This is a genomic window from Nocardioides rubriscoriae (genome assembly GCF_008087085.1).
In the GTDB taxonomy this organism is placed as follows: Bacteria; Actinomycetota; Actinomycetes; order Propionibacteriales; family Nocardioidaceae; genus Nocardioides; species Nocardioides rubriscoriae.
Map to the genome: position 1 here is coordinate 111,010 of NZ_VIYJ01000012.1, position 26,739 is coordinate 137,748.

Annotated in this window: 24 protein-coding genes, 1 tRNA gene and 1 rRNA gene; 11 read left to right on the forward strand and 15 right to left on the reverse strand. The window is 71.6% G+C overall.

Going from position 1 to position 26,739, the window contains the following annotated elements; translation table 11 throughout:
* Positions 1–6: 6 nt before the first annotated feature.
* The gene (locus tag FZC61_RS20400) at positions 7–1,209 is read left to right on the forward strand and encodes a hypothetical protein (RefSeq protein ID WP_148616019.1); all 1,203 of its coding nucleotides are present in this window, start codon (positions 7–9) and stop codon (positions 1,207–1,209) included.
* Positions 1,210–1,553: 344 nt separating this feature from the next.
* Here FZC61_RS20400 and FZC61_RS20405 read toward each other — a convergent pair whose 3' ends face one another.
* The 7 genes from FZC61_RS20405 to FZC61_RS20435 all read right to left on the reverse strand — a co-directional run bounded on the left by FZC61_RS20405 (position 1,554) and on the right by FZC61_RS20435 (position 8,683).
* Positions 1,554–2,711, reverse strand: coding sequence for a bifunctional RNase H/acid phosphatase (locus tag FZC61_RS20405; RefSeq protein WP_148616020.1), 1,158 nt, complete (start codon positions 2,709–2,711; stop codon positions 1,554–1,556).
* A gap of 2 nt (positions 2,712–2,713) precedes the next feature.
* The gene (locus tag FZC61_RS20410) at positions 2,714–3,457 is read right to left on the reverse strand and encodes a zinc ribbon domain-containing protein (RefSeq protein ID WP_246142825.1); all 744 of its coding nucleotides are present in this window, start codon (positions 3,455–3,457) and stop codon (positions 2,714–2,716) included.
* Positions 3,458–3,512: 55 nt separating this feature from the next.
* The gene (locus FZC61_RS20415; RefSeq protein WP_148616021.1) at positions 3,513–4,640 is read right to left on the reverse strand and encodes a Nif3-like dinuclear metal center hexameric protein; all 1,128 of its coding nucleotides are present in this window, start codon (positions 4,638–4,640) and stop codon (positions 3,513–3,515) included.
* A gap of 280 nt (positions 4,641–4,920) precedes the next feature.
* Positions 4,921–6,486 (reverse strand): AMP-binding protein, encoded by a 1,566-nt coding sequence (locus FZC61_RS20420; RefSeq protein WP_148616022.1) that lies wholly within the window; start codon positions 6,484–6,486, stop codon positions 4,921–4,923.
* 136 nt (positions 6,487–6,622) lie between these two features.
* Entirely contained in the window at positions 6,623–7,039 is a 417-nt protein-coding gene (locus tag FZC61_RS20425; protein WP_148616023.1) for a hypothetical protein, read from the reverse strand.
* Positions 7,036–8,433: a DUF4331 domain-containing protein gene (locus FZC61_RS20430; protein WP_148616024.1), complete on the reverse strand. Its 1,398-nt coding sequence runs from the start codon at positions 8,431–8,433 to the stop codon at positions 7,036–7,038. The genes FZC61_RS20425 and FZC61_RS20430 overlap by 4 nt, the downstream gene beginning before the upstream one ends.
* Position 8,434: 1 nt before the next feature.
* Positions 8,435–8,683, reverse strand: coding sequence for a hypothetical protein (locus FZC61_RS20435; protein WP_148616025.1), 249 nt, complete (start codon positions 8,681–8,683; stop codon positions 8,435–8,437).
* Between the two features lie 209 nt (positions 8,684–8,892).
* Here FZC61_RS20435 and FZC61_RS20440 point away from each other — a divergent pair.
* Positions 8,893–8,967 (forward strand) — tRNA-Val (locus FZC61_RS20440).
* Positions 8,968–9,284: 317 nt separating this feature from the next.
* Here the strand turns inward: FZC61_RS20440 and FZC61_RS20445 are convergent.
* Genes FZC61_RS20445 through FZC61_RS20455 form a run of 3 tightly spaced genes read right to left on the reverse strand, consistent with a single transcriptional unit; the run spans position 9,285 to position 11,902 of the window.
* The gene (locus FZC61_RS20445; protein ID WP_148616026.1) at positions 9,285–9,749 is read right to left on the reverse strand and encodes a peroxiredoxin; all 465 of its coding nucleotides are present in this window, start codon (positions 9,747–9,749) and stop codon (positions 9,285–9,287) included.
* Positions 9,746–11,413 (reverse strand): AMP-binding protein, encoded by a 1,668-nt coding sequence (locus FZC61_RS20450; protein ID WP_148616027.1) that lies wholly within the window; start codon positions 11,411–11,413, stop codon positions 9,746–9,748. The genes FZC61_RS20445 and FZC61_RS20450 overlap by 4 nt, the downstream gene beginning before the upstream one ends.
* Positions 11,414–11,458: 45 nt before the next feature.
* The gene (locus FZC61_RS20455; RefSeq protein WP_148616028.1) at positions 11,459–11,902 is read right to left on the reverse strand and encodes a DUF3052 domain-containing protein; all 444 of its coding nucleotides are present in this window, start codon (positions 11,900–11,902) and stop codon (positions 11,459–11,461) included.
* 286 nt (positions 11,903–12,188) lie between these two features.
* Between FZC61_RS20455 and aceE the strand changes: the two genes are divergently transcribed.
* Positions 12,189–14,936 (forward strand): pyruvate dehydrogenase (acetyl-transferring), homodimeric type, encoded by a 2,748-nt coding sequence (gene aceE / locus FZC61_RS20460; protein ID WP_211357366.1) that lies wholly within the window; start codon positions 12,189–12,191, stop codon positions 14,934–14,936.
* Between the two features lie 228 nt (positions 14,937–15,164).
* Here aceE and FZC61_RS20465 read toward each other — a convergent pair whose 3' ends face one another.
* On the reverse strand, positions 15,165–16,130 hold the full coding sequence (locus tag FZC61_RS20465; RefSeq protein ID WP_148616030.1) for an alpha/beta fold hydrolase: 966 nt from the start codon (positions 16,128–16,130) through the stop codon (positions 15,165–15,167).
* Between the two features lie 225 nt (positions 16,131–16,355).
* Here FZC61_RS20465 and FZC61_RS20470 point away from each other — a divergent pair, with 225 nt between their 5' ends.
* From FZC61_RS20470 to FZC61_RS20500, 7 genes are all read left to right on the forward strand, one after another.
* Positions 16,356–17,573, forward strand: a complete 1,218-nt coding sequence (locus FZC61_RS20470; protein WP_246142826.1) for a PucR family transcriptional regulator — start codon at positions 16,356–16,358, stop codon at positions 17,571–17,573.
* A 91-nt stretch (positions 17,574–17,664) separates the two neighbouring features.
* Positions 17,665–18,849, forward strand: coding sequence for an acyltransferase domain-containing protein (locus FZC61_RS20475; RefSeq protein WP_148616031.1), 1,185 nt, complete (start codon positions 17,665–17,667; stop codon positions 18,847–18,849).
* A complete protein-coding gene (locus tag FZC61_RS20480) occupies positions 18,846–19,853 on the forward strand; it encodes a beta-ketoacyl-ACP synthase III (RefSeq protein WP_148616032.1) in 1,008 nt (335 codons plus the stop codon). Before FZC61_RS20475 ends, FZC61_RS20480 begins: the two co-directional genes overlap by 4 nt.
* A 75-nt stretch (positions 19,854–19,928) precedes the next feature.
* The gene (locus FZC61_RS20485) at positions 19,929–20,174 is read left to right on the forward strand and encodes an acyl carrier protein (RefSeq protein ID WP_148616033.1); all 246 of its coding nucleotides are present in this window, start codon (positions 19,929–19,931) and stop codon (positions 20,172–20,174) included.
* On the forward strand, positions 20,174–21,424 hold the full coding sequence (locus FZC61_RS20490; RefSeq protein ID WP_148616034.1) for a beta-ketoacyl-[acyl-carrier-protein] synthase family protein: 1,251 nt from the start codon (positions 20,174–20,176) through the stop codon (positions 21,422–21,424). Before FZC61_RS20485 ends, FZC61_RS20490 begins: the two co-directional genes overlap by 1 nt.
* A gap of 19 nt (positions 21,425–21,443) precedes the next feature.
* Positions 21,444–22,877, forward strand: a complete 1,434-nt coding sequence (locus FZC61_RS20495) for a carboxyl transferase domain-containing protein (RefSeq protein WP_148616035.1) — start codon at positions 21,444–21,446, stop codon at positions 22,875–22,877.
* A 115-nt stretch (positions 22,878–22,992) separates the two neighbouring features.
* A complete protein-coding gene (locus FZC61_RS20500; RefSeq protein WP_148616036.1) occupies positions 22,993–23,427 on the forward strand; it encodes a hypothetical protein in 435 nt (144 codons plus the stop codon).
* A gap of 11 nt (positions 23,428–23,438) precedes the next feature.
* On the opposite strand, the gene FZC61_RS20505 is transcribed toward FZC61_RS20500, so the two are convergent.
* Positions 23,439–23,963 (reverse strand): DUF3145 domain-containing protein, encoded by a 525-nt coding sequence (locus FZC61_RS20505; protein ID WP_148616037.1) that lies wholly within the window; start codon positions 23,961–23,963, stop codon positions 23,439–23,441.
* Positions 23,964–24,068: 105 nt separating this feature from the next.
* On the reverse strand, positions 24,069–25,004 hold the full coding sequence (locus FZC61_RS20510; protein ID WP_148616038.1) for an alpha/beta fold hydrolase: 936 nt from the start codon (positions 25,002–25,004) through the stop codon (positions 24,069–24,071).
* Positions 25,005–25,058: 54 nt separating this feature from the next.
* On the opposite strand from FZC61_RS20510, the gene FZC61_RS20515 reads away from it, so the two are divergent.
* Positions 25,059–25,568, forward strand: a complete 510-nt coding sequence (locus FZC61_RS20515; protein ID WP_148616039.1) for a hypothetical protein — start codon at positions 25,059–25,061, stop codon at positions 25,566–25,568.
* Between the two features lie 20 nt (positions 25,569–25,588).
* On the opposite strand, the gene FZC61_RS20520 is transcribed toward FZC61_RS20515, so the two are convergent.
* Entirely contained in the window at positions 25,589–26,524 is a 936-nt protein-coding gene (locus FZC61_RS20520) for a tetratricopeptide repeat protein (RefSeq protein ID WP_148616040.1), read from the reverse strand.
* A gap of 95 nt (positions 26,525–26,619) precedes the next feature.
* Positions 26,620–26,736 (reverse strand): 5S ribosomal RNA (rrf, locus tag FZC61_RS20525).
* Positions 26,737–26,739: the final 3 nt, after the last annotated feature.

The following is a 26,739-nucleotide window of genomic DNA, read 5'->3' on the forward strand; positions in this document are numbered from 1 at the left end:
GACCCGATGGCCGCACGCCGTCGCCTGGTCCGGCTGATGGCGGCCGGGCTGGTGGACTCGCTGTGCCTCTCGGTGGCCTGGACCGTGCTGATGCTGCAGGTCGTCGCGTCCTACGGTCTCGCGGCTGCCGGGCTGTGCAGCGCGGCGATGCTGATCGGTGTGGCGCTGTCCGCGCCCGCGGCCAGCTGGATGGCGTCACTGCTCAGCGGCCGACACCTGCTCCGCGGCGCAGCCGTCGCCGAGGCGATGCTGCGGGTCAGCGTGTTCCTGCTGCTGTTCACCGGCGCCCCCGTGTGGGTGCTCGCCCTGTGCATCTCGACCATGAACGTCACGGCCTGGACTGGGTATGCCGGCATGCGGGCCGAGGTGGCGGCCGTCAGCAGCGGCCCCACGGCCCTCACCTGGTACGGAACGATCGTCGCCTCCGTCGAGGCGGCGGGCGTCGCCGTCGCCGCCCTCCTACCTGCTCGCGGCGGTGTCTCGCCGGACACGGTCCTGCTCGCAGTGATGGCCGCCTACGTGCTGGCTCTGGTGCCGACGGTGATCGTGGCGGGCGACTCGTCCATCGCCCCGAGCGGCCGGCGTGTGCGAAGGCCTCACCTGCGACGCGGGGCGGCCTCAGCGACCACGGTCGGCGGTACTGTTCTGATGTTCCTCGCCTCAGCGCCCACGCTCCTCTCGGTCGCCTTGGCTGCCGAGCTTCACGGCCGGGAGGCAGTCGCCCCTGCTGCCATCGCCTTCACCCTCGGGTCGTTGGCTGCGCCGGCGCTCACCAGGCGCATCCCGGAACACCGCACGGAACATCTCGGCCTGTGGATCACGTGCGCGCTCGGCATGGTGGTGGGCTGGGTCCTGGCGCCCGTCCACGCCGCGATGTTGTGCGTGGCGCAGCTGTCGTCCGGCTTGTTCATGACCGCCCTCGAGGGCCTGCTCGACACGTCTGCTGCCCGTCGTCACCCCGGACACGTGACCGGCGCCCTCGCCCGGGCCACGGCGGGACGAGCCTTGGGTTCGGCCGCCGGCACGGCACTTCTGCCCCTGCTCGTGGTGGGGATCAGCCTCGAGGCCACCATCGCCGGCATCAGCCTCGTGCTGCTGTCGGCGATGGTCCTGGCGAGCCTCTGGGCGCGCACGCGAGACGCCGCGGCCGCGACCGGCGGGCCCACTCCAAGCCAGTCGACACGTCCTGTCTCGTCTCAGGTCGGCTGAACATCACACGCCAGCCAGCGGTCAGGCCCGGCTCGCGTAGGTAGGTGACATCTGATCTGTGGTGCCGAGGAGCAGCGCTGGAACGAGGTGCACCACGGCAGAACCCTCACCCCCGCCGGTTCCGCGATGACGGGGTTCGGGTCGCGAGGAACCGTGAGCCAGGTCAGCCGGCCGCCGTGGACGCCCCGATCCGGGTGGCCGCGACGGTGACGTGCCGGGGACTGGAGACCACGCGCCGGCCCCACCCGCCACCACCGAGTCCCGGACCCTGCTCACGACCCTGTGCGACGTAACGGGAGCGCCGACGTGAGGCGGTCCACCACCGCGGCAGACCGGCCGCAGTCTCACCAGGTGCCGGAGGCGAACGCGTCGCGTGCCGGCGGCAGGGCGTTGTAGAGCCGCATCGAGCCGCGGCCGTCGTCGTACCAGGTGAGGACCGTGACCGAGGCCGGCGAGAGCTCCATCTTGAACACCGCCTCGAGCGGCGCGTCGAGGGCGTGCGCGACCAGGGTCTTGATCGGGGTCACGTGACTCACCACGACGACCGTGCGCCCGGCGTGGGCGGCCAGCAGGCGCTCCAGGCCGGCCAGCACCCGCGTCTGCACGGTCCGGAACGACTCGCCACCGGTCGGGGCCGCGTCGAGCGAACCCAGCCAGGCCGAGAGCTCGTCGCCGTGCTGCTCACCCACCTCGGCGAACGTCAGGCCGTCCCAGTGGCCGAACTCCATCTCGGCGAAGCCGGGCTCCTCGGTGACCTCGACCCCGAGCATCTCGCCGATGATGTCGGCCGACTCACGGGTGCGGCGCACGGGCGAGGCCACGACGGCGGCGACCTGGTCGGCCATCGGCAGCAACCACTCGCCGGCGGCCCTGATCTGGTCGCGGCCCTCGTCGCTGAGCGGCGGGTTGTCGCCGCCGAGCCCTCCGGAGAACCGCTTGGCCGAGGTGTGCTTGGTGACGCCGTGGCGCACCACGACGAGCGTGGTCGCGGCGCCGAGCCCGCCCCACCCGCGGGCCGGAGGCTTCTCCGCCTCCTCGACCGCCGACTCGGCGGGCTGCTCGTCGACCGGCGTGCCGACCACGGTGACGCCCGAGCGGTGCCCGTCGAGTGCCTCGTTGGCGAGCCGGTCGGCGTGCTTGTTGCGCTCGCGCGGGACCCACGTGTACGTCGTGTCCGCGGGCGCCAGCGCGCTCGCCTCGGCGTGCAGCGGCCGCATGTCGGGGTGCTTGACCTGCCAGCGCCCCGACATCTGCTCCACCACGAGCTTGGAGTCCATCCGCACCTCGACGCGGGCGCCGGGCGCGAGCTCGACGGCCATCCGCAGCCCGGCGATGAGACCTGCGTACTCCGCGACGTTGTTGGTGGCCCGTCCGATGGTGGTGCCGTCCTCGGCGATCACCGCGCCGGTGGCGGCGTCCTTGAGCACGGCGCCGTACGCCGCCGGGCCGGGGTTGCCGCGCGAGCCGCCGTCGGCCTCGACCAGGACGGAGCGGTGGGTCACGCCTACAGCCCCGACTCCGCGGTGCGGACCAGGATCCGCTGGCACTCCTCGCAACGCACCACCGTGTCGGCGGGCGTGGCGCGGATGACGCCGATCTCGGCCGGGTCGATGCCGATCTGGCAGCCGGTGCAGCGCCGCTGCAGCATCTCGGCGGCGCCCACGCCGTTCTTGGCGGCGCGCAGCTTGTCGTAGAGCGCGACCAGGTCGTCGGGCAGGCCCTCGGCGGCGGGCCCCCGCTCGGCCTCGATCTCGGCGAGCTCGCGGTCGATCACCGCGGTCTTCTCGTCGCGCTGCACCGCGAGCTCGGCGAGCCGCTCGTCGCTGGCGGCCAGGCGCTGCTGCAGCTCGTCGAGGGTCGCCTGGGCGGCCTCGAGCTGCTCCATGATCTCGAGCTCCTCGTCCTCGAGGGTGCCGATGCGGCGCTCCAGGGAGGCCAGCTCGTGCTGCATCCGCTCGAGGTCCTTGGGGTTGGTGATCAGGCCCTGCGCCATCCGGTCGGTGTCGCGGGCGCGGCGGGCCTTGACCTGCTCGACGTCGGTGTCGGCCCGGCGCTGGGCGGCTGTGAGGTCGTCGACGACCACCTGCTGGTCGCGGCGCTGGTCGTCGACCTCGTGCCGGCTGGCGGTGAGTGCGGTGATCTCGACGATCTCGGGCAGGGTGGCACGCTGGTGGCGCAGCTGGTCGGCGCGGGCGTCGAGCCGCTGCACGTCGAGCAGTCGGAGCTGGGCCTCGGCGGGAGCCTTCACGACGCGGCCTGCGGGGTCGTGCTCGGGGTCGTGCTCGGGGCGGTGCTCGGGTGGGTCACAGCCGCATTGTCCACGGGTCGGTGACCAGCGCGCTGACCCGGGTCTGCAGGTCGTCGCCGAGCGCGGCGACCAGTCGCGCCTCGAGGGTCGGCAACCACGTCCACTCCGCCGCCCAGTGGGCGACGTCGACCAGCGCGGGGCCGCCCTTCTCGACGAACTCCGCCGTCGGGTGGTGCCTGAGGTCGCTGGTGACGTAGACGTCGGCGTCGGTGCGCAGCACCGCGTCGAGCAGGAAGTCACCCGCACCGCCGCACACCGCGACCCGCCGCACGCGGCGCTGCGGGTCGCCGGCCACCCGGACGCCGTGGTGGGTCTGGGGCAGGGCCTCGGCGACCGCTGCGGCGAACTGCTCGAGGGTCACCGGCGTGATCGTCCCGATCCGGCCCGACCCGGTGACCACGGCCGTGCTGTCGATGCCGGTTGCGACCTCGACGACGTCGTACGCCGGCTCCTCGTAGGGGTGGGCGGAGCGGAGGGCGGCGACGACGGCGCGGCGGCGGCTGCGCGGCAGCACCACCTCGATCCGCACCTCGTCGACCTCGGCGATCTGCCCGACGGCGCCGATCGTCGGGTTGGCCCCCGCGAGCGGACGGAAGCGTCCTTGACCGGGCGTGGTGAAGGAGGCGAAGTCGTAGTCGCCGATCTCGCCGGCCCCGGCCTCGGCGAGCGCGGCCCGCACCACCGACGCCGCGTCGACCGGGACGTAGACCGTGAGCTTGTCGAGCGCCCGCCCGGGCGCCGGGACGACGGGCGCCTGGTCGGTCAGGCCCAGGGCCGTGGCCAGGGCCTCCGAGACCCCACCGACCGCCTGGTCGGCGTTGGTGTGGGCGGTCAGCAGCGCGCAGCCCGCCGCGACCAGCGCGGCCAGGGTGCGACCCTTGGGCGTGGTCGCGGCGAAGCCGTGCACGCCCTTGAGGAACAGCGGGTGGTGCACGACGAGCAGGTCAGCTCCCCACTCCGCGGCCTCGGCAGCCACCTCGGCGGTGACGTCGACGGCGAGCATGACCTTCGTGACCTCGGCCTCCGGGTCGCCCCAGACCAGCCCGACGGCGTCCCACGCGTCAGCGGTGTCGGGCGGGTACCAGGTGTGGAGCAGGTCGGTGATCTCTTGCAGGCGGGGCACGACCTCAGCCTAGGACGAGGGCCAGCGGAGCCACCGACGCCGGTCGAGGTGCGAGGAGCCCGAAGACGAGCCCCGAGACACCGCGCCGCCCCCGACGCGCCACCCGAGACAAAGCCAGTCCGGTCACCAGGCGCCCCGACCCCAGACCGACGCCACCACACGGCGCACGTCGACGAGCCCGGTCCGCCGAGCCGGTCCCGTCCGCCGTACCAAACCGAGCGGCAGCGCTACCAGGTAGAGCGGACGGGCGGCTCGAGACCGGGCTCGGCGACCAAGACCATCAGTTGACCTGGCGCTCGCGCCCCTCCCAGTACGGCGCGCGCAGCTTGAACTTCTGCAGCTTGCCGGTCGCCGTGCGGGCCAGCTCGTCGCGGAACTCGATCGACGTGGGCGCCTTGTAGCCGGCCGCCTTGTCCTTGCACCACCGGATCAGGTCGGCCTCGCTGGCCTGCTGGCCGTCGGCCAGCACCACGAGCGCCTTGATCGTCTCGCCCCACTTCTCGTCGGGCACCCCGATCACCGCCACCTCGGCGACTGCCGGGTGGCTGAAGAGCACGTCCTCGACCTCGATGGAGGAGACGTTCTCGCCGCCGGTGATGATGACGTCCTTCTTGCGGTCCTGGATCGTCACGTAGCCGTCGTCACCGATCACTGCGCCGTCCCCGGTGTGGAACCAGCCGCCGGCCAGCGCTTTCTCGGTCTCCTCCGGCTGCTCCCAGTAGCCCTCGAGCACCACGTTGGACTGCGCGAGGAGCTCACCGCTCGGGCTCGACGTCCCGTCGCCGTCGGAGTCGTCGCCGGTCACCGACAGCCGTACGCCGAGCGCGGGCGCCCCTGCCCGGGTGAGCTTGACCGCGCGCTCCTCGGGGGGCAGGTCGTCCCACTCGGCGCGGTGGCGGTTGACGGTGAGCAGCGGCGAGGTCTCGGTGAGCCCGTAGATCTGGATGAACTCCCAGCCGAGCTCGGCCTCGACCCGCACGACGGTCTTGGTGGGCGGCGGCGCGCCGGCCATGATGATCCGCACCTTGTCACGCCCGGGGATCTCGCCCTCCCACGACTGGGCGGCCTCGAGCACGGCGGCGGCCACGGCGGGGGCCGCGCACATCACGGTCACGCCGTGGTCGCGCACCCGCCGCAGGATCTCGGCACCGTCGACCTTGCGCAGCACGACGTGCTTGACGCCCAGCCCGGTCATCGCGAAGGGCATCCCCCACCCGTTGGCGTGGAACATCGGCAGCGTGTGCAGGTAGACGTCGCGGTCGGTGACCCCGACGTGCATGGCGAAGGTGACCGCGTTGGTCCAGATGTTGCGGTGGGTGATCTGCACGCCCTTGGGCCGGGCGGTGGTGCCGGAGGTGTAGTTGATGGTGGCCGTGGCGTTCTCGTCGGGCTCCCAGGCCTGCGGCTCGACGCCCTCCTCGGCGTAGAGGTCGGCGTCGTCGCCGAGCACGAAGCGGTGCTCGGCGGTCACGTCGGCGAGCTCCGCGTCGAGCTCGGGGTCGACGTAGAGCACGCGGGCGCCCGAGTGCTCGACGATGTAGCGGACCTCGTCGGGGCGCAGCCGGAAGTTGACCGGCACGAGCACCCGGCCGGAGGCCACGACGCCGTAGAACGACGTCAGCAGCCGCGCGCTGTTGTGGCTGACGATGGCGACCCGGTCGCCGACCTCGATGCCGAGCTGGTCGAGCTTGGCCGCCTGACGGCGGGCCAGGGCCCCCATCTCGGCGTACGTCAGCTCACCGAGCGACGCCGCGGGCTGCTGGGGCTCGTCGACCACCCCCACCCGGTCGCCGTAGACCTGGACGGCGCGGTCGATGAAGTCGCGAGCGGTGAGCGGGACGAGCATGGATCCTCCTCGAGCGGCGGTGACGCAGGTCACTGTAGTGACGGTGGTGTTGCGTGGAGGTTGGGCCCGGACGCGGACCGGGCCCGACCGCGTGCTGCGGTCGGGCCCGGCCCGGTCGATCAGGTGGTGCTGGCGCTCAGGTCACCGGCCAGGTCGCCTCGGTGACCTGGCCTCCCACGACGTCGACGTCCATGACGACGTCGTCGGTGCCCTTGACGAGCAGGGAGTAGGAGCCCTCCACGACCTCGGGGTAGACCAGGGTCGGGATCACCCGCCCGTCGGGCAGCGGGCGGCGCACCACGGCCACGTGCGGCCGGGCGTTGTGCCCGTGCCCGTGACCATGACCGTGCCCGTGACCGTGCTCGTCGTGCCCGTCATGCTCGTCGTACGACGCCAGGTCGGCGCCGGACGGCACGATGTCGATCTCCATGCCGACCATCTCGATCGGCATGGTGACGATCACCGCGCCCACGTCGTCCCCGATGTCGAGGACGACCGGACCGAACCCCGCGTCGGGGTTCTCGGGCGAGTCGGGCAGGCGCTCCTGGCTCAAGAGGGCTCCGAGACCCTCGAGGTGCCCGGGACCGTGCCGTAGCCGCTGCCCGGCAGCGGCATGAACGGGAAGTGGTCCAGGATCGCCGGGCGGTTGTCGTCGGTCGTGCCGTCCTCGAGGAGGGCGGCCGCACCGTCAGGCTCGTAGTCCGGGTCGACCAGCGGGATGGTCGCACCCGCGATGGCCTTGAGCTCGATGGCGGTGATGTCGTCACCGAGCCGGCGCCCGTTGGGGAAGCCCGCAAGGTCGCCCCCGAGGATGCCGAGCTTGTTCTCGTCGGCCTGCGCCTTGGGCGGCACCGCCATGTTGAGCCGCAGCATGTCGGACTTGATCGGACCCGTGTAGTTGCGGAAGCCCGGGACCACGCCGGTCGGGATGCCGGTGAGCAGGATGGCGTCCAGGTCGGCGCGCGGCTTGTCGTAGGCCGCGAGGTTGGGGAACACCGTCGGGTAGAGGAACGGCAGGAGACCCTGCAGCTCGGGCTTCTGGACGTACTGCACGAAGTCCACGTCGTCCTTGGGCTCCGCGGCGTTCCACTTGTCCTTCTCCGACATCGGGATCAGGACCTCGTTGACCAGGGGGTTGCCCAGGCGCGAGACCTGCACGGCCGGACCGGTGCCGCCGTACTTGCCGAGGTTCTTCTTGAACACGCGGGCCGAGCGGCGGCTGGCCGTGGCCCACACGCCGATGGTGTTGCGGCGGTTGAGGACGATGCCATCCTGGTCCTGACCGTCGCGGGTCAGCTCGCTGGACGGCACCTGGATCGCGATGGTGTGCACGTTGTAGGACTGCACCGAGTTGATGCCGTCCATGGCCGCCATCGGCAGCAGGTGCAGGTTGCCGAAGGGGCGCAGCGCACCGAGGTCGAAGATGCTGCCCAGGTCGACCTGGAACGCGTCGCCGCGCTGACCGGCGAAGAACTTGCGACCCCCGACCGTCTTGACGGCCGAGTCGGCGAGCGCCTCGTAGTTGGGGGTGCTGCGCGGACCGACGTTGCACGGCGGCACGGGCAGCTCACCGGTGATGTTGGTGATCTCGCCGTTCTTGATGCGCGAGACGCGGTAGGTCTGCGGCCGGTTGTAGTTGGCGCTGTCGATCGACTCGATCTGCCCGAAGTTGTAGAGGAACGTGTCGGGGTTGCGGATCTGAGTCTTGAAGCGGAACTGGTAGGTGATGTCCGCGATCGACTTCTGCGTGTTGGAGATCTTGATCTCGTAGAGCACGTCGTCGGCGAACTCGTAGAAGTTCGGACCGCCGTTGGGCTGCTGCAGCGGGATGAAGTTGGCGATGATCACGACCTGGTTGGGCTCGGTCGGGTGCATGAACGCGTAGGTGTCGGTGCCGTCGGCACACGGGTCCTTGGCGATCTCCGGGGCTTCGCGGTGGGAGCTCATCTCACTTGCCTCCCGCCGCGTTGAGGAGCCGGGTCGCGAGGTCGCGGTCGTGGACGACCACCTCACGCTCACCGACGAGGAGGCGGACGGTCCCCTTCTTGGGGTCGTCGACGATGGCGAGCACGGGCTCCTTGGCCCGGCTCAGGCTGGGCTTGGCCTCGGCCGCGCCGGCGGTGCCGAGCGCGGCGGCGGACGCAGCCGCGCCGACTCCTGCGACGGCCAGGAACTTCCTTCTGCTGGTGTCACTCATTACGTGTTGCCTCCCAGGCATGGGGTCGGACCGGCCACGTGAGAGCCGGCTCACATCATCTTCGGTGCCGACGACGCCAGCGATGGGTCGAACCGGAATTGTTTTTCGCCCGACGCACGAGGACCGGCAGCGACGAGGGCCAGCCGGCCACCCGACTTCCGCACCGACACGTCCTTGTAGGCTGGGGCGCCGGTCCACACCGGCACCACGGGCGTGTAGCTCAGCGGTAGAGCCCCTCGCTTACAACGAGGTGGTCGGGGGTTCGATCCCCTCCGCGCCCACCAGATCGCGTCGCCCTCGTGGACGAGCGGTCCTGCCTGCTCGCCACGCGTCGCCCCGGTCGTGGAAGGAGCCCGCACCGGTCACCCCCACGGAAGCCGGCGCGGGCTCCACCAGTCGTTCGGTGCGGCCCATCCGCCGGATGGGAGCAAGTGGAATCAGTTGCCACGATCGCGGAAAAAGAGTTGAACCGCTGGCGTCTCGGGTCACCAGCGGTTCAACAAGGAAAACTCTACTGGGCCAACTCGCGTCGTCAACACGTTCGGCCGGATCCGGGCCAAATTACCTGCGGCGGTCTAGACCCCCTGGGGGGTAGGGGTCGTCAGACCGTTGCGTGCAGCTGACGAAGGTGCTCGTCGAGGTCGCGCGCCTGCGAGCTCGCGTTGTGAACCGCCCAGCGGACCCGCCCCTCGCGGTCGACGACGTACGACGACCGCCGGGGGCACCCGCGCTCCTCGTCGAAGACGTCGTAGGCCCGCGCCACCTCGCCGTGCGGCCAGAAGTCGCTGAGCAACGGGAAGTTGAGCCCGTCCTGGTCGGCGAAGGCACGCAACGCGAACATGGGGTCGCACGACAGCCCGATCACCTCGGTGTCGAAGGTCAGGAACTCGGCGAGCCGGTCACGGATCCCGGCCATCTCGCCGGTGCAGACCCCCGAGAAGGCGAACGGGTAGAAGAGCAGGGCGACCGCCTTGTGCCCGCGGTACGACGACAACGTGACGTCCTGGCCGAACTGGTCGCGCAACGTGAAGTCCGGGGCCGGTCCCCCGAGGGCGAGTCCGCTCACGCGTCGCCCGACTGCGCGGAGCCGTCGTCGCCGGGCTCGTCGCCGGGCTCGTCGCCGGAGTGGGCCAGCTCGCGCTTGAGCACCTTGCCGGTCGCGTTGCGCGGCAGCTCGTCGAGGAAGACGATCTCGCGCGGCACCTTGTAGCGCGCCAGGTTGTCCTTGACCCAGGCCTTGAGGTCGTCCTCGGTCACCTGGGCGTCGGCGGCCACGACGACGAAGGCCCGCAACCGCTTGCCGAAGTCGTCGTCGTCGATGCCGACCGCAGCGACCTCCGTGACGGCCTCGTGGCGGGCCAGGCAGTCCTCGACCTCCTTGGGGAAGACGTTCTCGCCGCCGGAGACGATCATCTCGTCGTCGCGGCCCTCGATGTAGAGCAGGCCGTCGTCGCCGAACCGGCCGACGTCGCCCGACGACATCAACCCGTCGACGACCTCCTTGTGACCACCGCCGGTGTAGCCCTCGAAGAGCAGCCCGTTGCCGACGAAGATCCGCCCCGAGGCACCGGGCGGCACCTCGACGCCCCGCTCGTCGAGGATCTTGACCGTCGTGGCGAACGGTGGCCGGCCCGCGGTCGCCGGGTTGGCCCGCAGGTCGGCGGGACCCGCGATCGCGGCGTAGGCGACCTCGGTCGAGCCGTAGGTGGAGTAGAGGTTGTCGCCGAACTCGTCCATCCAGGTCAGCGCGAGGTCGCCGGGCAACGCCGAGCCTGAGCTGGCCACGACCTGCAGGTCGGGCAGGTCGTAGCGGTCGCGGACCTCCTGCGGCAGCGCGAGGGTCCGCTGCAGCATCACCGGGATCACCGCCGCCGCCTGGCACCGGTGGTCCTTCAGGGTCTGCAGGAACGCCTCGGGCTCGAAGCGGCGCCGCAGCACCACCGTCGAGCCGAGCAGCATCGACAGGCCCAGGTGGGCGTAGCCCCAGGTGTGGAACAGCGGCGCGGCGACGTGCACGCGCTGGCCGGCACGCAAGGGGATCGACCCCAGCAGCGCCACGGCCGCCTCGACACCCGCCTCGCTGCGCGGGGCGCCCTTGGGGGTGCCGGTCGTGCCCGAGGTCAGGATGATGAGCCGCCCGTGCCGCGAGGGCGGGATGAGGTCACGGGAGTCGTGGGACTCGATGAGCGACTCGAGCGTCGGCACGTCGCCGGCCCCGCCGTCGGTCCAGCCGACGACCCGCACGTCCACGGACGCGCCTGCCACCAGCCCCGAGAACTCCTCGTCGTAGACCAGGACCTTGGGCTTGTCACGGTCGAGCACCTCGACCAGCTGAGGTCCGGCGAAGGCGGTGTTGAGGTAGATCGTGTCGGCCCCGAGCTTGGCCACGGCGATGCTGGCGTCGAGGAAGCCGCGGTGGTTGCGGCACATGATGGCGACGCCGTCACCCTCCCCCACCCCGAGCTCGCGCAGGGCGTGGGCCAGCGAGTTGGACCGGGCGTGGAGCTCTCCCCAGGTCAGCTCGCCGAGGTCGTCGACGAGGCCGACCTGGTCGGGGACCCGCACGGCGAGGGAGGTGAACCCTCCGGCCGGGCCGGCACCCCAGTCCTTGAGGGTGCGGGCGAGCCGGGCCAGGGTCACCGGCGAGTAGGGACGGATCACCCCGGCGGCGCCGAGGACCTTCAACGAGGTGCCGGCGGCGACCGCGCCTGACGTCAGCTTCTTGAGCACGGGGGTCACCCTAGACCCGCGGCCGGACCGGGAGGTCGGGTCCCGTCAGGCGACGGTCTTGGGCGCGACGAGCCGGGTGGCCGACCAGTCCTTGCTCACCGCCGCGGACGTCGTCTGCGACAGACCGGCGATGGGCGCGGCCTCGGCGATGTCGGCGGCGTCGACCGCGTTGGGCCGGCCGATCTTGGGGGTCAACAGCCAGATCACGCCGCCTCCGACGAGGTCGGTGAGCGCCTCGACCAGGCCGTCGACGAGGTCGCCGTCCTCGTCGCGCCACCACAGCAGGACGGCGTCGACCACGTTGCCGTAGTCGCCGTCGACCATGTCGGCGTCGATGGCGTCCTCGATGGCGACCCGCAGGGCGTCATCGGTGTCGTTGTCCCAGCCGAGCTCCTGCACGACCATGCCGTTGGTGAGGCCGAGCCTCTCGGCAGGACCTGTCTGGCCAGTTCCGGTTTGGGTAGTGCCGCCACCGGCGGTCGAGCTCACGGGAAATTCCTCCAACGAAACGAGTGGGTGTTGGGGCGTAGTCCATCGGAGAAGGGCTCAACCCGCAAGACCTGCCCACCTCGACCACCCTTTCGACACGGCCCGGGGGCCCACCTCGACCACGGGTCAGGGCTACTTGCGGGTAGCCCAGGCGTCGATTCCGCGGCCTCGATCCGCGTGCGACGATGGACCGGTGAGCGGCGAGACACCCACCTCCCCCGACCTATCCGACCAGCCCGCACAGGGCGCCCAGAGCACCACGGCCGACCAGACCCCACGGTCGACCGTGCGCGCGGTGATCCACGAGGGCCTGCCGACCCAGCTGCCCGACATCGACCCCGACGAGACGCAGGACTGGCTCGACTCCTTCGACGCGATGCTCGACGAGCGCGGTCGCGACCGGGCCCGCTACGTGATGCTGCGCCTGCTCGAGCGGGCCCGCGAGACCCAGGTCGGCGTCCCCGCCCTGCGCAGCACCGACTACATCAACACCATCCCGCCCGAGCGCGAGCCGTGGTTCCCCGGCGACTACGAGGTCGAGCAGCGCATCCGCGCGTTCCTGCGCTGGAACGCCGCCGTGATGGTGTCGAGCGCCAACCGCAAGGGGCTCGAGGTCGGCGGCCACATCGCGACCTACCAGTCCTCGGCGAGCCTCTACGAGGTCGGCTTCAACCACTTCTTCCGCGGCAAGGACGCCCCCGGTGGCGGCGACCAGATCTACATCCAGGGCCACGGCTCCCCGGGCATCTACGCCCGTGCCTTCCTCGAGGGCAGGCTCACCGAGCAGCAGCTCTACCGCTTCCGCCAGGAGGTGCAGCACGGGCCGGGCCAGGGCCTGCCGTCCTACCCCCACCCGCGGTTGATGCCCGACTTCTGGGAGTTCCCGACGGTGTCGATGGGCCTGACGGCCCTCAACTCGATCTACCAGGCGCGGTTCAACCGCTACCTCCACAACCGCAACATCAAGGACACCTCCGACCAGCACGTGTGGGCGTTCCTCGGCGACGGCGAGATGGCCGAGCCCGAGTCGCTCGGCGCGATCCGGGTCGCGGCGCGCGAGGAGCTCGACAACCTCACCTGGGTCGTCAACTGCAACCTGCAGCAGCTCGACGGGCCGGTCACCGGCAACGGCAAGATCATCCAGGAGCTCGAGGCCAACTTCCGTGGCGCGGGCTGGAACGTCATCAAGGTGATCTGGGGCCAGGGATGGGACGCCCTGCTGGCCCGTGACGTCGACGGCGTGCTCGTCAACAAGATGAACACCACGCCCGACGGCGACTTCCAGACCTACTCGGTCGAGGACGGCGCCTACGTCCGTGAGCACTTCTTCGGCCCCGACCCGCGGTTGCGCCGGATGGTCGAGCACATGACCGACGGCCAGATCCAGAAGCTCCCACGCGGCGGTCACGACTACCGCAAGGTCTACGCCGCGTTCGAGTCGGCCACCAAGCACGTCGGCCAGCCGACGGTGATCCTGGCCAAGACCATCAAGGGCTGGACGATCGACGCCCTCGAGGGCAAGAACGCCACCCACCAGATGAAGAAGCTCACCCAGGACGACCTCAAGCGCTTCCGCGACCGGCTGCACCTGCCGATCTCCGACCGCGACCTCGAGCGCTCCTACGAGGAGACCGGCTCCGCGCCGTTCTTCCACCCGGGCGAGAAGTCCCCCGAGATCGAGTACATGATGCAGCGGCGCGCGGCCCTCGGCGGGTCGGTGCCCCGGCGCCTGGTGCGCGCCAAGCCCCTCACGCTTCCCGGTGACGCGGTCTACGCCGAGGTCGCCAAGGGCGGCGGCAAGCACGCGGTCGCGACCACGATGGCCTGCGTCCGGCTGCTGCGCGACTGGATGAAGGACCCCGAGATCGGCAAGCGCATCGTGCCGATCGCGCCCGACGAGTACCGCACGTTCGGCATGGACTCGATGTTCCCGAGCGCCAAGGTCTACAACCCCGGCGGCCAGCAGTACGAGGCCGTCGACCGCAAGCTGCTGCTGGCCTACAAGGAGTCGACGAGCGGGCAGATGCTCCACGAGGGCATCTCCGAGGCCGGCGCCATGGCGTCGGCGACGGCGGCCGGGTCGTCGTACTCCACGCACGGCGAGCACATGATCCCGTTCTACATCTTCTACTCGATGTTCGGGTTCCAGCGCACCGGCGACTCGATCTGGGCGATGGCCGACCAGCTGGCCCGCGGCTTCCTCATCGGGGCGACCGCCGGCCGCACGACGCTGACCGGCGAGGGCCTGCAGCACGCCGACGGCCACTCCCCGCTGCTCGCGGCCACCAACCCGGCCGTCGTGCACTACGACCCGGCGTTCGCCTACGAGATCGGGCACATCATGCGCTCGGGCCTGGAGCGGATGTACGGCACCGGTGGCGAGGACGGCAACGGCGAGAACGTCATCTTCTACCTCACCGTCTACAACGAGCCGGTCGAGCAGCCGGCCCAGCCCGACGACGTCGACGTCGAGGGGATCCTGCGCGGCCTCCACCGCGTCTCGACCGCCTCCGGCGAGGGCCCCCGGGTCCAGCTGATGGCCTCCGGCGTCGGCTTCCCGTGGGTCAAGGAGGCCGCCCGGCTGCTGGCCGAGGAGTGGGGCGTGCAGTCCGACACCTGGTCGGTGACGTCGTGGAACGAGCTGGCTCGCGACGCCGTCGCGGCGGAGGACCACAACCTGCTGCACCCTGACGAGAGCCCGCGCGTCCCCTACGTCACCACCAAGCTCCGCGACCAGGGCGGGCCGTTCATCGCGGTCTCCGACTACATGGCCGCCGTGCCGCTGCAGATCGCCCGTTGGGTGCCCGGTGACTACTGCGTGCTCGGTGCCGACGGGTTCGGCTTCGCCGACACCCGTCCCGCCGCGCGACGCTTCTTCCGCATCGACGCCCAGTCGGTCGTCGTCCGCGCGCTGCAGGCCCTGGCCGACGCGGGCGAGATCGACCCGGCCCTGGTGGGCAAGGCCGCTACGCAGTACCGCATCGACGACCCCACCGCCGTCGCCGGCGTCAAGCAGGAGGGTGCTGGCGCCTGAGGAGGCCGCACAGCTCACACCGTGGTCGAGCACGACGCCAGCACACGGTGGTCGAGGAGGCCGCCCACGGCCGTCACGAGACCCCTCGACCGCAACCGGCCCACCGGAGCCGACCGGTCGAGGTGGGGTGGTCTCGAGACGTTGCCAGGGCAACCTCCTCGACCACCGTGTGGTGACGGTGCCAGGGCAACCTCCTCGACCACCCGAGGGCGAGGGTCGGGCGGACCGTCAGGCCGTGGTCGCCCGGACCCGCCCGATCGAGGTGACCCCGACCGGCGACACCGGTCCGACCTGGCCGTTGCGCAGCAGGGTGCGCCACTTGGCGCGGGAGTACGTCGCGGGCTGAGTCGTGCGAACCCAGTCGTGGACGATCTTGGCGAACCGCTCGGGGTGGTCCTTATGAGGGAAGTGGCCCGCGTTGGCGATCACCTCGACGCGCGCCTTGGGCGCCAGGGCGGCGGCGTTGCTCGCGTGGCGGACCGGGATCACCAGGTCGTCGCGACCCCAGACGACCGCCATCGGCATGGCGTCGGTCAGGTAGGCCCGGTCGGCCATCGTGACGATCTGGCCCTTCCAGTCGACGACCGCCTTGACGACGTGGCGGATCGCGGCGCGCGCGTGCGGGTCCTTGAAGGAGTCGTAGATGTCGGCGACCTCACCGAGGTCACGTGTCGTCTTCAGACCGGTCGACGAGGCTGCCTTGAGCCCGGCGACGCCGAGGTGACGGACGCCGGGCAGGGTCAGCAGGCCCATGACCTGATGGAAGCCGGGGGTCGTGATCGCGCGGATCCCTGGCGTCACCTCGGGTCCGAGGCCGCCGGAGGCGACCAGCATCATCCGCTCGGTGCGCTCGGGGAACTGGTAGGCAAACTGCATCGCCACGCCACCGCCGAAGCTGTGGCCGACCACGGTCACCTTGTCGATGTTGAGCACCGTGAGCAGGTCGCGCATGCCGTTGGCGTAGCCACCGACGCTGTAGTCGGCGCGGGGCTTGGCCGACCGGCCGTGACCGAGCAGGTCGGGGGCGATGACGGTGTAGCGCTTGGCGAGCGCGTCGATGACGGGCTCCCAGGTCGTGTGGTCGCACCCGAGGCCGTGCAACAGCAGCAGCGCCGGCCCGGACCCGACCTTGACGTAGGCGCGACGGTGACCGTGGATCGTGACGTACTGCACCTCGTGCCGTTCGACACCCATTCCGGCCTCCTCGGACTTCAGGTTCAGAATTCAACCACGCCACCGACGTCCGCGGACATGTTCTCGAGGGTGTGGCCGCGCCCGGTGGTCCTGCGTACCGACGAGCGCCGCGCCACCACGCGGCGCCTGGTCATTTCGGGCCATCGAGAAGTGTCCGCGCGACCCGGCTCCTTCGTCGCCCCGCCACGACCGGTCGGGGCCCCGCCGGGGTACTAGCCTCGGTGCGTGTCCTCCCGGCCCCGCTCCTCACGCCAGCGGGCCGCGACCGCGCTGGTCCGGGCGAGCGGCTCGCTCAGCACCTCCGCGATGGCCCGGATGGAGGCCGAGAAGCCGTGGTTCCGTGACCTGAGCGCCGACGAACGGTCCTGGGTCGGCCAGATCGTGCAGGCCGGCATCCGCGCGTTCGTCGACTGGTACGGCGCCACGGCCGCCGAGACGGGCAGCCCTGCCTCGCAGTCGTTCGCGGTGGCCGCGTCGGTCTTCGGCGCGGCGCCGCGCGCGCTGGCCGGCACCATCAGCCTGCAGCAGACCGTCGAGCTGGTCCGACTGTCCATCGAGGTCGTCGAGCACGACGTCGACCGGATCGTCGAGGCCTCCGACATCCCCGACGTCCGGGCCGCGATCCTGCGCTACGCCCGCGAGATCGCCTTCGCCACCGCCGAGGTCTACGCCCGGGCCGCGGAGATGAGGGGGGCGTGGGACGCACGCCTGGAGGCCCTGGTCGTCGACGCGGTGCTGCGCGCCGAGGGCGACGAGACCATGCTGTCGCGCGCCTCGGCGCTGGGGTGGTCGGCGCGCGGCGACGTCACGGTGGTCCTCGGCAACCTGCCCGAGCGGCGTACCGACGACGACCTGTTCGACGCCGTACGCCGAGCCGCCCGCGACACGGGCATGGACGCCCTCTGCGCCGCGCAGGGCGAGCGTCTGGTCGTGCTGCTCGGCGGCGTCGAGGACCCGCGGGCCGCGGCCTCGGCCATCGCCGGGCTCTGCGGGGAGGGACCGGTGGTCGTCGGCCCGGTGACCGACGACCTGCAGCACGCGCACGTCTCCGCACGGGCGGCGCTCGCGGCCCACCGGGCCGCCGCCGGGTGGCCCGACGCGCCACGGCCCGTGCTGAGCAACGAGCTGCTGCCCGAGCGCGCCCTGGCCGGCGACGGCCACGCGCGACGGCACCTGGTCGAGGACGTCTACCTCCCGCTCGCCGGCGCCCGCGGCGGGCTGGCCGAGTCGCTGGCCACGTACCTCGCCCACCGCGGGTCGGTCGAGGGCACGGCCCGGGCGCTCTACGTCCACCCCAACACCGTGCGCTACCGCATGCGGCAGGTCGCCGACGTGACGGGCTTCTCCCCCAGCCACCCGCGCGACGCGCTGACCCTGCAGGTCGCGCTCATCCTCGGCCGACAGTCGGGGCGGACACCCTCCCCGGCATCGGCCGAGTCGTGACGGCGTTGTAGGAACCCGACAAAGATCTGCCTGCGAGTTTCGTGCGCGCCTGATGCGCGCACCCGAGCGCGAGCCAGGCAGAGTAAGTCACGTGCTCGTCATCGTTGCCCCCGGACAAGGCGCCCAGACGCCCGGATTCCTCGCGCCCTGGCTCGAGGACTCGGTGTTCGCCTCCCGGCTGCACTGGCTCTCGACGGTGGCGGGGATCGACTTGGCCCACCACGGCACGGTGTCCGATGCCGACACCATCCGCGACACCCGGATCGCCCAGCCGCTGCTGGTCGCCACGGCCCTGGTGACCACCCTGGAGCTGTTCCCCCACCCGACCGACGGCTTCAGCCAGGTCGGTGCGGTGGCCGGTCACAGCGTCGGCGAGCTGGCCGCAGCGGTCGGCGCCCGGGCGATCAGCGCCGAGCAGGCCATGGTGCTGGTGCGCGAGCGCGGCAACGCCATGGCCGCGGCGTCGGCCGCCACCCCGACCGGGATGACCGCGGTGCTCGGGGGCGACCGCGACGAGGTGCAGGCCGCGCTGGAGCGACACGGCCTCACCGCGGCCAACGACAACGGACCGGGTCAGGTCGTCGCCGCCGGCACGCTCGAGCAGCTCGAGGCCCTCAAGGCCGACCCGCCGGCCAAGGCCCGGTTGATGCCGCTGTCGGTCGCCGGCGCGTTCCACACCCACCACATGGCCCCGGCCGTCGACCACGTCGCCCGGCTGGCCGTCTCGGTCTCGACCCACGACCCCCGCATCCCGCTGATCTCCAACCGCGACGGCCGCGTCATCCACGACGGCCGCGAGGTGCTCAAGCGCATCGTGGGCCAGATCGCGAGCCCGGTGCGCTGGGACCTCTGCCTCGACACCATGTCCGACCTCGGCGTGACCGGGATCCTCGAGATGCCGCCGGCCGGCACCCTGACCGGCATCGCCAAGCGGGCGCTCAAGGGGGTCGAGACCTTCGCCCTCAAGACCCCCGACCAGCTCGACGACGCCCGCGCCTTCTGCGCCAAGCACGGCGAGGGGTCCCTCATCGACGTGACCCCGACCTGGCGGATGGTGGTCTCGCCCGCCAAGGGCACCTTCGACATCGACGGCAGCGCCGCCGACACCGAGCTGCTCGCCGCCGGGGCCGAGATCGGCGTCGTCACGAGCCTGCGCGACCGCATCCCCGTCACGGCGCCCCACGGCGGCCAGGTCGTCGAGTGGCTCGTCGAGGACGGCGACCCGGTCGCCCCCGGACAACCCCTGCTGCGCCTGCACCCCCAGGGCTCCGAGTGAGCGCCCGCACGCTCGCCGGCTCGACCGGCGCGGCCCAGGCCACCGTGCTCGGCATCGGCGCCTACCGACCCGCCCGCGTGGTCCCCAACGCCGAGCTGGTCGACGCCATCGACAGCAGCGACGAGTGGATCCAACAGCGCTCCGGCATCAGGACCCGCCGCTTCGCGGGGCCCGAGGAGTCGGTGCAGATGATGAGCGTCGCCGCCGCCCGTGAGGCGCTCGCGCATGCCGGCATCGACGCGGGCCAGGTCGACGGCGTCATCGTGGCCACGGTCAGCCACATGATGCAGACCCCGGCCATCGCGCCCGCCATCGCCCACGAGCTCGGCTGCGACCAGCCGGTGGCCTTCGACATCTCTGCGGCCTGCGCCGGCTTCTGCCACGGCGTCGGCCTGGCCGCCGACATGGTGCGCGGCGGCAGCGCCCACCACGTCCTGGTCATCGGCGTCGAGCGCCTCACCGACATCCTCGACCGCTCCGACCGCGGCACCGCCTTCATCTTCGCCGACGGCGCCGGGGCCGTGGTCGTCGGACCCAGCGACACCCCGGGCATCGGCCCGGTCGTGTGGGGCTCCGACGGCGAGCAGTTCGACTACATCCGCCAGACCCAGGACTGGCGTGACGTGATGACGTCCGACTCCCCGACCATGCCCGCGCTGACCATGCAGGGGGCCGCGGTCTTCCGCTGGGCGTCCTTCGCCATGGCCAAGGTCGGCCTCGAGGCGCTCGACCGCGCCGGCGTCACCGTCGACGACCTCGACTGCTTCGTCCCCCACCAGGCCAACATGCGCATCACCGACGCGATGGCCCGCTCCATGAAGCTCCCGGCGAGCGTCAGGATCGCCCGCGACGTCGCCGACCAGGGCAACACCTCGGCCGCCTCGGTGCCGCTGGCCCTGCACCGCATGGTCCAGGAGGGCGACGCCCGCTCCGGCGACCTCGCGCTGCTCATCGCCTTCGGCGCCGGCCTGGCGTACGCCGCCCAGGTCGTCGTCGTCCCCTGACGGTCCCCTGACCGTCCACCCGGCTGCTCCACCCCTGACCGCTCCACCCAACCCAACCCGCAGGAGACAACCACCATGGCTACGACCGAAGAGATCCGCGCCGACCTCGCCGAGATCGTCAACGAGGTCGCGGGCATCGAGCCCGACGACGTGCAGCTCGACAAGTCCTTCGTCGACGACCTCGACGTCGACTCGCTGTCGATGGTCGAGGTGGTCGTCGCCGCCGAGGAGAAGTTCGGCGTGACGATCCCCGACGACGAGGTCAAGAACCTCAAGACCGTCGGGGACGCCGTCGCCTTCATCGAGCGCGCCACCGCGTAATGGCTCGCACGCGCGTCGTCGTCACCGGCCTCGGCACCACCAGTCCGCTCGGTGGCGACGTCCCCAGCACGTGGGAGGGCATGCTCGCCGGCCGCTCCGGGGTCCGTCACCTCGAGCAGGACTGGACCGAGGAGCTGGCGGTGAAGATCGGCGCGCCGGTCGCGGTCGACCCGAGCGAGGTCCTCGAGCGGGTCAAGGCCCGCCGCATGGACCGCAGCACACAGTTCGCGATGGTCGCCGCGATCGAGGCCTGGCACGACTCCGGCCTCGACGCGGCCCAGGAGACCGGCGACCTCGACGGTGACCGCGTGGGTGTCGCGATGGCCACCGGCATCGGTGGGGTCACCACCCTGCTGGCCAACTACGACACGATGAAGGAGAAGGGGCCGCGCCGGGTCTCCCCGCTCGCGGTCCCCATGCTGATGGCCAACGGCCCGGCCGCCAACATCAGCCTGCTCGTCGGGGCGCGGGCCGCGGTCAACACCCCGGTCTCGGCCTGCGCCTCCGGCAACGAGGCCATCGCACTGGCGATCGACCAGATCCGCCTGGGCCGTGCCGACGTCGTCATCGCCGGCGGCTGCGAGGCGGCCATCCACCCGTTGCCGATGGCCGCCTTCGCCAACATGATGGCGCTGTCCAAGAACGCCGGCGACCCGACCACGGTCAGCCGTCCGTGGGACACCGGTCGTGACGGCTTCGTGCTCGGAGAGGGTGCGGGAGTGCTGGTCCTTGAGTCCGAGGAGCACGCCCGGGCCCGCGGGGCCCGCATCTACGCCGAGGTCCTGGGCGCCGGCATCACCGCCGACTCCCACGACATCGCCCAGCCCGACCCCGCCGGCCGCGGCGGCTCACGGGCCATCAAGCGCGCCCTGCTCGAGTCCGAGGTCGACCCGTCGGTGATCAAGCACGTCAACGCCCACGCGACCTCGACGCCGCAGGGCGACATCGCCGAGGGCCTGATGCTGCACGCCACCCTGGGCGCACACGTCGAGGAGGTCGTGGTCACCAGCACCAAGTCCATGACCGGCCACCTCCTCGGGGGCGCCGGCGCTCTCGAGGCCGTGGCCACGGTGCTCGCGATCCGGCACCGGGTGTCGCCGCCGACGATCAACCTCGACGACCTCGACCCCGAGGTGCACCTCGACATCGCCACCACGGCGCGCGAGCTCCCCCAGGGAGACATCGCCGCCCTCAACAACTCCTTCGGCTTCGGCGGCGCCAACGTCGCCGTCGTCTTCGCCTCGATCTAGCTCGCTAGGAGCTCCACCCATGACGATCCAGGCACCCCAGAAGCCCGCCAGGCTGCCGCGCTCGGAGGACCCCCGCAACCCGGTGACCCGGCTCGCGGCACTCCTCGACGCCGGCACCCTCGAGCTGATCACCGCCGACGACGACAGCGGCATGCTTGCGGCCGTCGGCACCGTCGAGGGCACCCGCGTCGTCGCGTTCTGCTCCGACGCGACCGTCATGGGCGGCGCGATGGGCGACGTCGGCTGCCGCGTGGTCGTCGAGGCCTACCACCGAGCGATGATCGAGCAGGTCCCGATCATCGGGCTGTGGCACTCCGGCGGTGCCCGCCTGGCCGAGGGCGTGCTGTCGCTGCACGCGGTGGGCCGGATCTTCCAGGTGATGACCCAGGCCTCGGGCAAGATCCCGCAGGTCTCGGTCGTGCTCGGCCCGGCCGCCGGCGGGGCGGCGTACGGCCCGGCGCTGACCGACTGCGTGATCCTCGGCCCCGAGGGCCGCATCTTCGTCACCGGTCCCGACGTCGTCCGCTCGGTCACCGGCGAGGCCGTCGACATGCTGCGCCTGGGCGGGCCCGAGCCCCACGGGCGTCGTTCGGGCGTCGTCCACATCCTCACCGACTCCGAGCAGGAGGCGCTCGACCGTGCCCGCACGGTCGCCTCGCTGCTCGGCTCCCAGGGCAGCCTGGTCGTCGACGACGTCGTCGACCGCGACCTCGAGGATGCCCTACCGGTCTCCAAGAAGCGGGCCTACGACGTGCACCCGCTGATCGCGCAGCTCCTCGACGAGGGCACGACCCAGGAGCTCCACGCCCGATGGGCCCCCAACATCGTGACCACACTGGGTCGCCTCGGCGGCCGTACCGTCGGTGTGGTCGCCAACAACCCGCTGCGGCTCGGTGGCTGCCTGGACTCCCTCTCGGCCGAGAAGGCCTCCCGGTTCGTGCGCATGTGCGACGCGTTCGGCGTGCCGCTGGTCGTGGTCGTCGACGTCCCCGGCTACCTGCCCGGCGTCGGCCAGGAGTGGGACGGCGTCGTACGCCGTGGCGCCAAGCTGCTGCACGCCTTCGGCGAGTGCGTGGTCCCCCGGATCACCCTGGTGACCCGCAAGACCTACGGCGGCGCCTACATCGCGATGAACGCGCGCTCGCTGGGCGCGACCAAGGTCTTCGCCTGGCCCGGTGCCGAGGTGGCCGTCATGGGCGCCGTGGCCGCCGTCCGGGTCCTGCACCGACGCCGGCTGGCCGAGGTGTCGCCCGACATCCGACCCCAGGTCGAGGCCGAGCTCGCCGCCGAGCACGAGCGGCTGGCGGGTGGGGTCGAGCGCGCCGTCGAGATCGGCGTCGTCGACGAGATCGTCCCACCCTCGCTGACCCGCTCGTCGATCGCCCGGGCGATCGACGAGGCCGTGCAGCGCGACGGCGTACGCCGCGGCGCCCACGGCAACATCCCCCTCTGACCACCCCCTGCGACTGACCGCGCGCACCACCGCGAGACGGTGGTCACGTAACCAGGAGGCGTCCGATCCGTTGATAGTTTGACGCTCGTCACACTCTCTACGGGAGGACTCCTCCATGCTGCGCCGCACCGTGCTCGCTGTCGCTGTCCCGCTGCTCCTGGCCGTCGGCCTGCTGACCGCACCACCGTCGCCCGCGCAGAGCATCCCCGTCAGCAACAGCATCGGCATCGTCAAGGTCCCCGACCAGGTGCGCAAGGGCAACTGCGCCAAGTACCGCCTGCGCTGGAACTTCAACCCGCCGAGCGACCAGTGGACCGTCATCGTGCGTATCCGCACACCGCGGGGCTTCAGCATCGCCAGCCAGTTCTGGGACTCCAACTCGCCCAACAACCTGGGCCGCGAGGAGGGCCGGCTCCGCATCCCGCTGTGCGGCTCGAGCGTGCGTCCGGGTCGCTACAAGGTCGAGATGCAGATGGTCTACAGCGAGGGCCGCGACAACTACACCGTCAACCGGCACCCGACGTACTTCCGTCTGCTGCGCCACGCCTGAGCGGGCGCCGGTCAGACGACCTGGTGCAACCAGCGGACGGGGGCACCCTCGCCAGCGTGGCGGAAGGTCTCGAGCTCGTCGTCCCACGGCTTGCCGAGCAGCTTGTCGATCTCGGACTCCAGGGTCGTGTCGCCCAGGGCCGTCTTGACCACGGCCGCCTTGAGGCGGTCCTCGGGGATCATGAGGTCGCCGTGCAGGCCGATCACGGCGTGGAAGACGCCGAGGTCGGGGGTGAAGGAGTAGCGCGCGCCCTCGGTCGAGGCGGTCGGCTCCTCGGTCACCTCGAAACGCAGGTGGTTCCACCCGCGTAGCGCGGACGTGATCGCGGCAGCGGAGCCGGCCGCGCCGGTCCAGGAGAGCTCGGCGCGGTAGGTACCGGCCTGGGCCGGCTGCGGGGACCAGGTCGGGTTGGCGGGCACACCGAGGACGCCACCGACGGCCCATTCGATGTGCGGGCACAGCGCCGAGGGCGCCGAGTGCACGAAAAGGACGCCGCGGCTGCTTGTGGCGGTGCGGTCAGCAGTGCGTACGGTCACGACATCTCCTTCATCTCCGGCGCGAGCTACGCCTTCCCCAGCGGGCTCGGATCAAGATGTCGGGTCGTCGCAAACCCCAGGTGTGACACGTGTGTAGTTAGACCCTCATTGTGACGCATGGGGCGCCGCAGCACCAGAGGAGCGTCGATCTCCCAACGCCATCACCGTGGAGATCACCTCCTCGGCGATACCGAGACCACCGAGGTGGCTCTCACCCGCGATGACGCTCATCTCGGCGTCCGGGAGCCGCGAGACCAGGTGGGCGCCGTGCGCGAACGGCACGATGTGATCGGCGTCGCCGTGCCACCAGCGCACCGGCGCCACGACGTCGGCGGCCCTGAAGCCCCAGTCGCGCGTGAAGAGCACCAGGTCGCTCAACGGCGCGAGGGTCTGGAACCGGGCGCCGTTGAGCAGGTCGTCGAGGAACATCGCTTTGAACTCGGGCCGCGCGAGGAGGTTCTTGTCCCCGGCCGGCTGGACGGCGGCGTAGAGGTCCAGCCCGGTGCCGGCCAGCGGACGGACCAACCGGATCGCGTTGGTCAGGGCGATCCCGAGCGGGACGCGCGTGGCGGTCAGCAGCGGCGCGAGGGCGACGGCGAGCTGGATGATCCCACCGCCGACCGCGTCGGGGCCCACTGTGGGAGCGACGCCTCCGAGCACCCCGACCCCCAGCACGCGTCCCGGGAGCCCTGCTCCTGCCGCCAGGGCGTAGGGCCCACCGCCGGAGAGCCCCACGACGTGCACGGTGTCGACACCGAGCGCATCGAGCAGGAGCTCCAGGTCGCCGGTCCAGTCGTAGATGTCGCGGTAGAGATGGGCGGTGGACGACCCGATCCCGGGCCGGTCGATGCCGATGATCCGCAGCCCGTGGTCGAGGGCGTAGGCCCGCGCCTCGAGCGGGATCTGCCGACGCGCTCCCGGGGTCCCGTGCATCCAGACCAGGGCGTCACCACGCGGGGCGCCGTACTCGGCGAAGCTGAGGCGCCGGTCGCCGCGCACGGCGACGGTGCCCTCCAGGGCCGGCCTCTTGAGATCGGTCATGGCCCGGATCCTCCCACGACACGGTCGCGCCCGGGTGCGGGATAGGTTGGCCCGATGTCGAGCATGCGGGTCCTGGAGCTCCAGCGCCGTCCGCGCCTGCTGCTCGTCGTGGGCACCGTCCTGCTCGTGATGGCCACGGCGATGGCGTGGTGGCGTTCCTCGACGCCCGAACCGCTCCCGCTGTCCGAGACCGTCGTCAACGCGTCCACGAAGGTCGGCCGTCCGGTCTACGTGGGCGTCTTCACCGCGGGGCCCGACTTCCGGCGCACGCTGCGGATCTCGAGGGTCACGATCCGCACGACGGGTAGCGACGTCGGCGTCACCGCGTTGCTCTGTCGTGGCGGCAGCATCGGCGTCACCCAGGACCCCCAGCCGTTCTGTGCGCAGCTCGTCGACCCCGAGGGCCAGGACCTGCGTGCCGGGGACGGCATCGTGCTCCAGGTCGTCAGCGACCAGCCGGCCGTCGCAACCATCCAACGGGTACGGGTCGCGTTTCGCGAGCACTTCCGCTCGGGCACCGAGCCGGCGGGCTCCAGCGCCGTCGTTCGCGTCCTGCCGGGCTGAGGCCTTAGCCGCCTGACAGGTCAGGCCTGCTCGATGCGCCGCTCGAGCTCGTCGGCACGGGCCGCGGCGTCGGTGAGCTCGTCGGCGTCGATGGCGTGGGTGCGGTGAAACCACGCGAGCGCGTCCTGGTCGCGACCTGCGGCCTCCAGAGTGTCGGCGTAGGCGTAGCGCAGACGCACGACCCAGGCCTGGCGGCTGTTGCTGGTCAGGGGCGCCAGCTCGAGCACGCGCAGGGCGGCGTCGAGTTGACCGAGGTCGCGCCGCGCGCCCGACTCGACCAGCGTCATCTCTGCCTTCGCCTCCGGGCTGAAGTTGGCCACTGACGGGCTCTTGGCGAGCTTGATCGCCTGCTCGGGGTTGCCCACCGCGCGGTGGCAGTCGGCCATGATCGGCAGGTAGGCCGTGGCGCCGTTCATCCGCTTGGCGGCCCGCAGCTCTGCGAGCGCCTCGGCGTAGTGACCCGCGGCGTAGGCCGCCTCTCCGACGGCCTCGCGCACGACCGCCAGACGCGGGGCACGCGCGCGCGCGGCGAGAGCATGCTTGTAGGCCGTCTCGGGGTCGTCGTCGACCATCATGCCGGCGGCGGCGAGGTGCCGGGCGATACGCGCAGCGAGCTTGTCGGGCAGACCCTTGAGCTGCGCCGCTACCGCACGGTCGAGCTCGGCGCCCGTGACGTCGTCGGGCAGCGGCGGGCCGTCGTAGATCGCCTGGTCGACGGTACGTTCCTTGTCGTCGCCGGGAGTGCGCTTCCAGTCGCTGCGTCCGGCCCGGTTGTCGCCGCCGCGGCCACCACGGGAGTCACCGCGTGCGTCACCGCCGCGGGCCGCGCTGCGCGGACCCCCCTTGGGACCCCCACGGCTGTCACCGGGACGGCTGTCACGGCGCGCACCTGCAGAACCCTTGCCCTGCGGGCGTCCGCCGCCGGCACCTGTGCGCGAACCACGCTCGTCGGCCACGATGGATCTCCCTCTTCACTTCGCTTGACCGTTCGAGATCGAACGGGTGGAAAACAGAGTAGAGGCCACCTCTCGGTGGCCTCTACCCAATGTTTGTCCGGCGGCGTCCTACTCTCCCACAACCTCGCGATTGCAGTACCATCGGCGCTGGCAGGCTTAACTTCCGGGTTCGGTATGGGACCGGGTGTTTCCCTGTCGCTATGGCCGCCGTAACT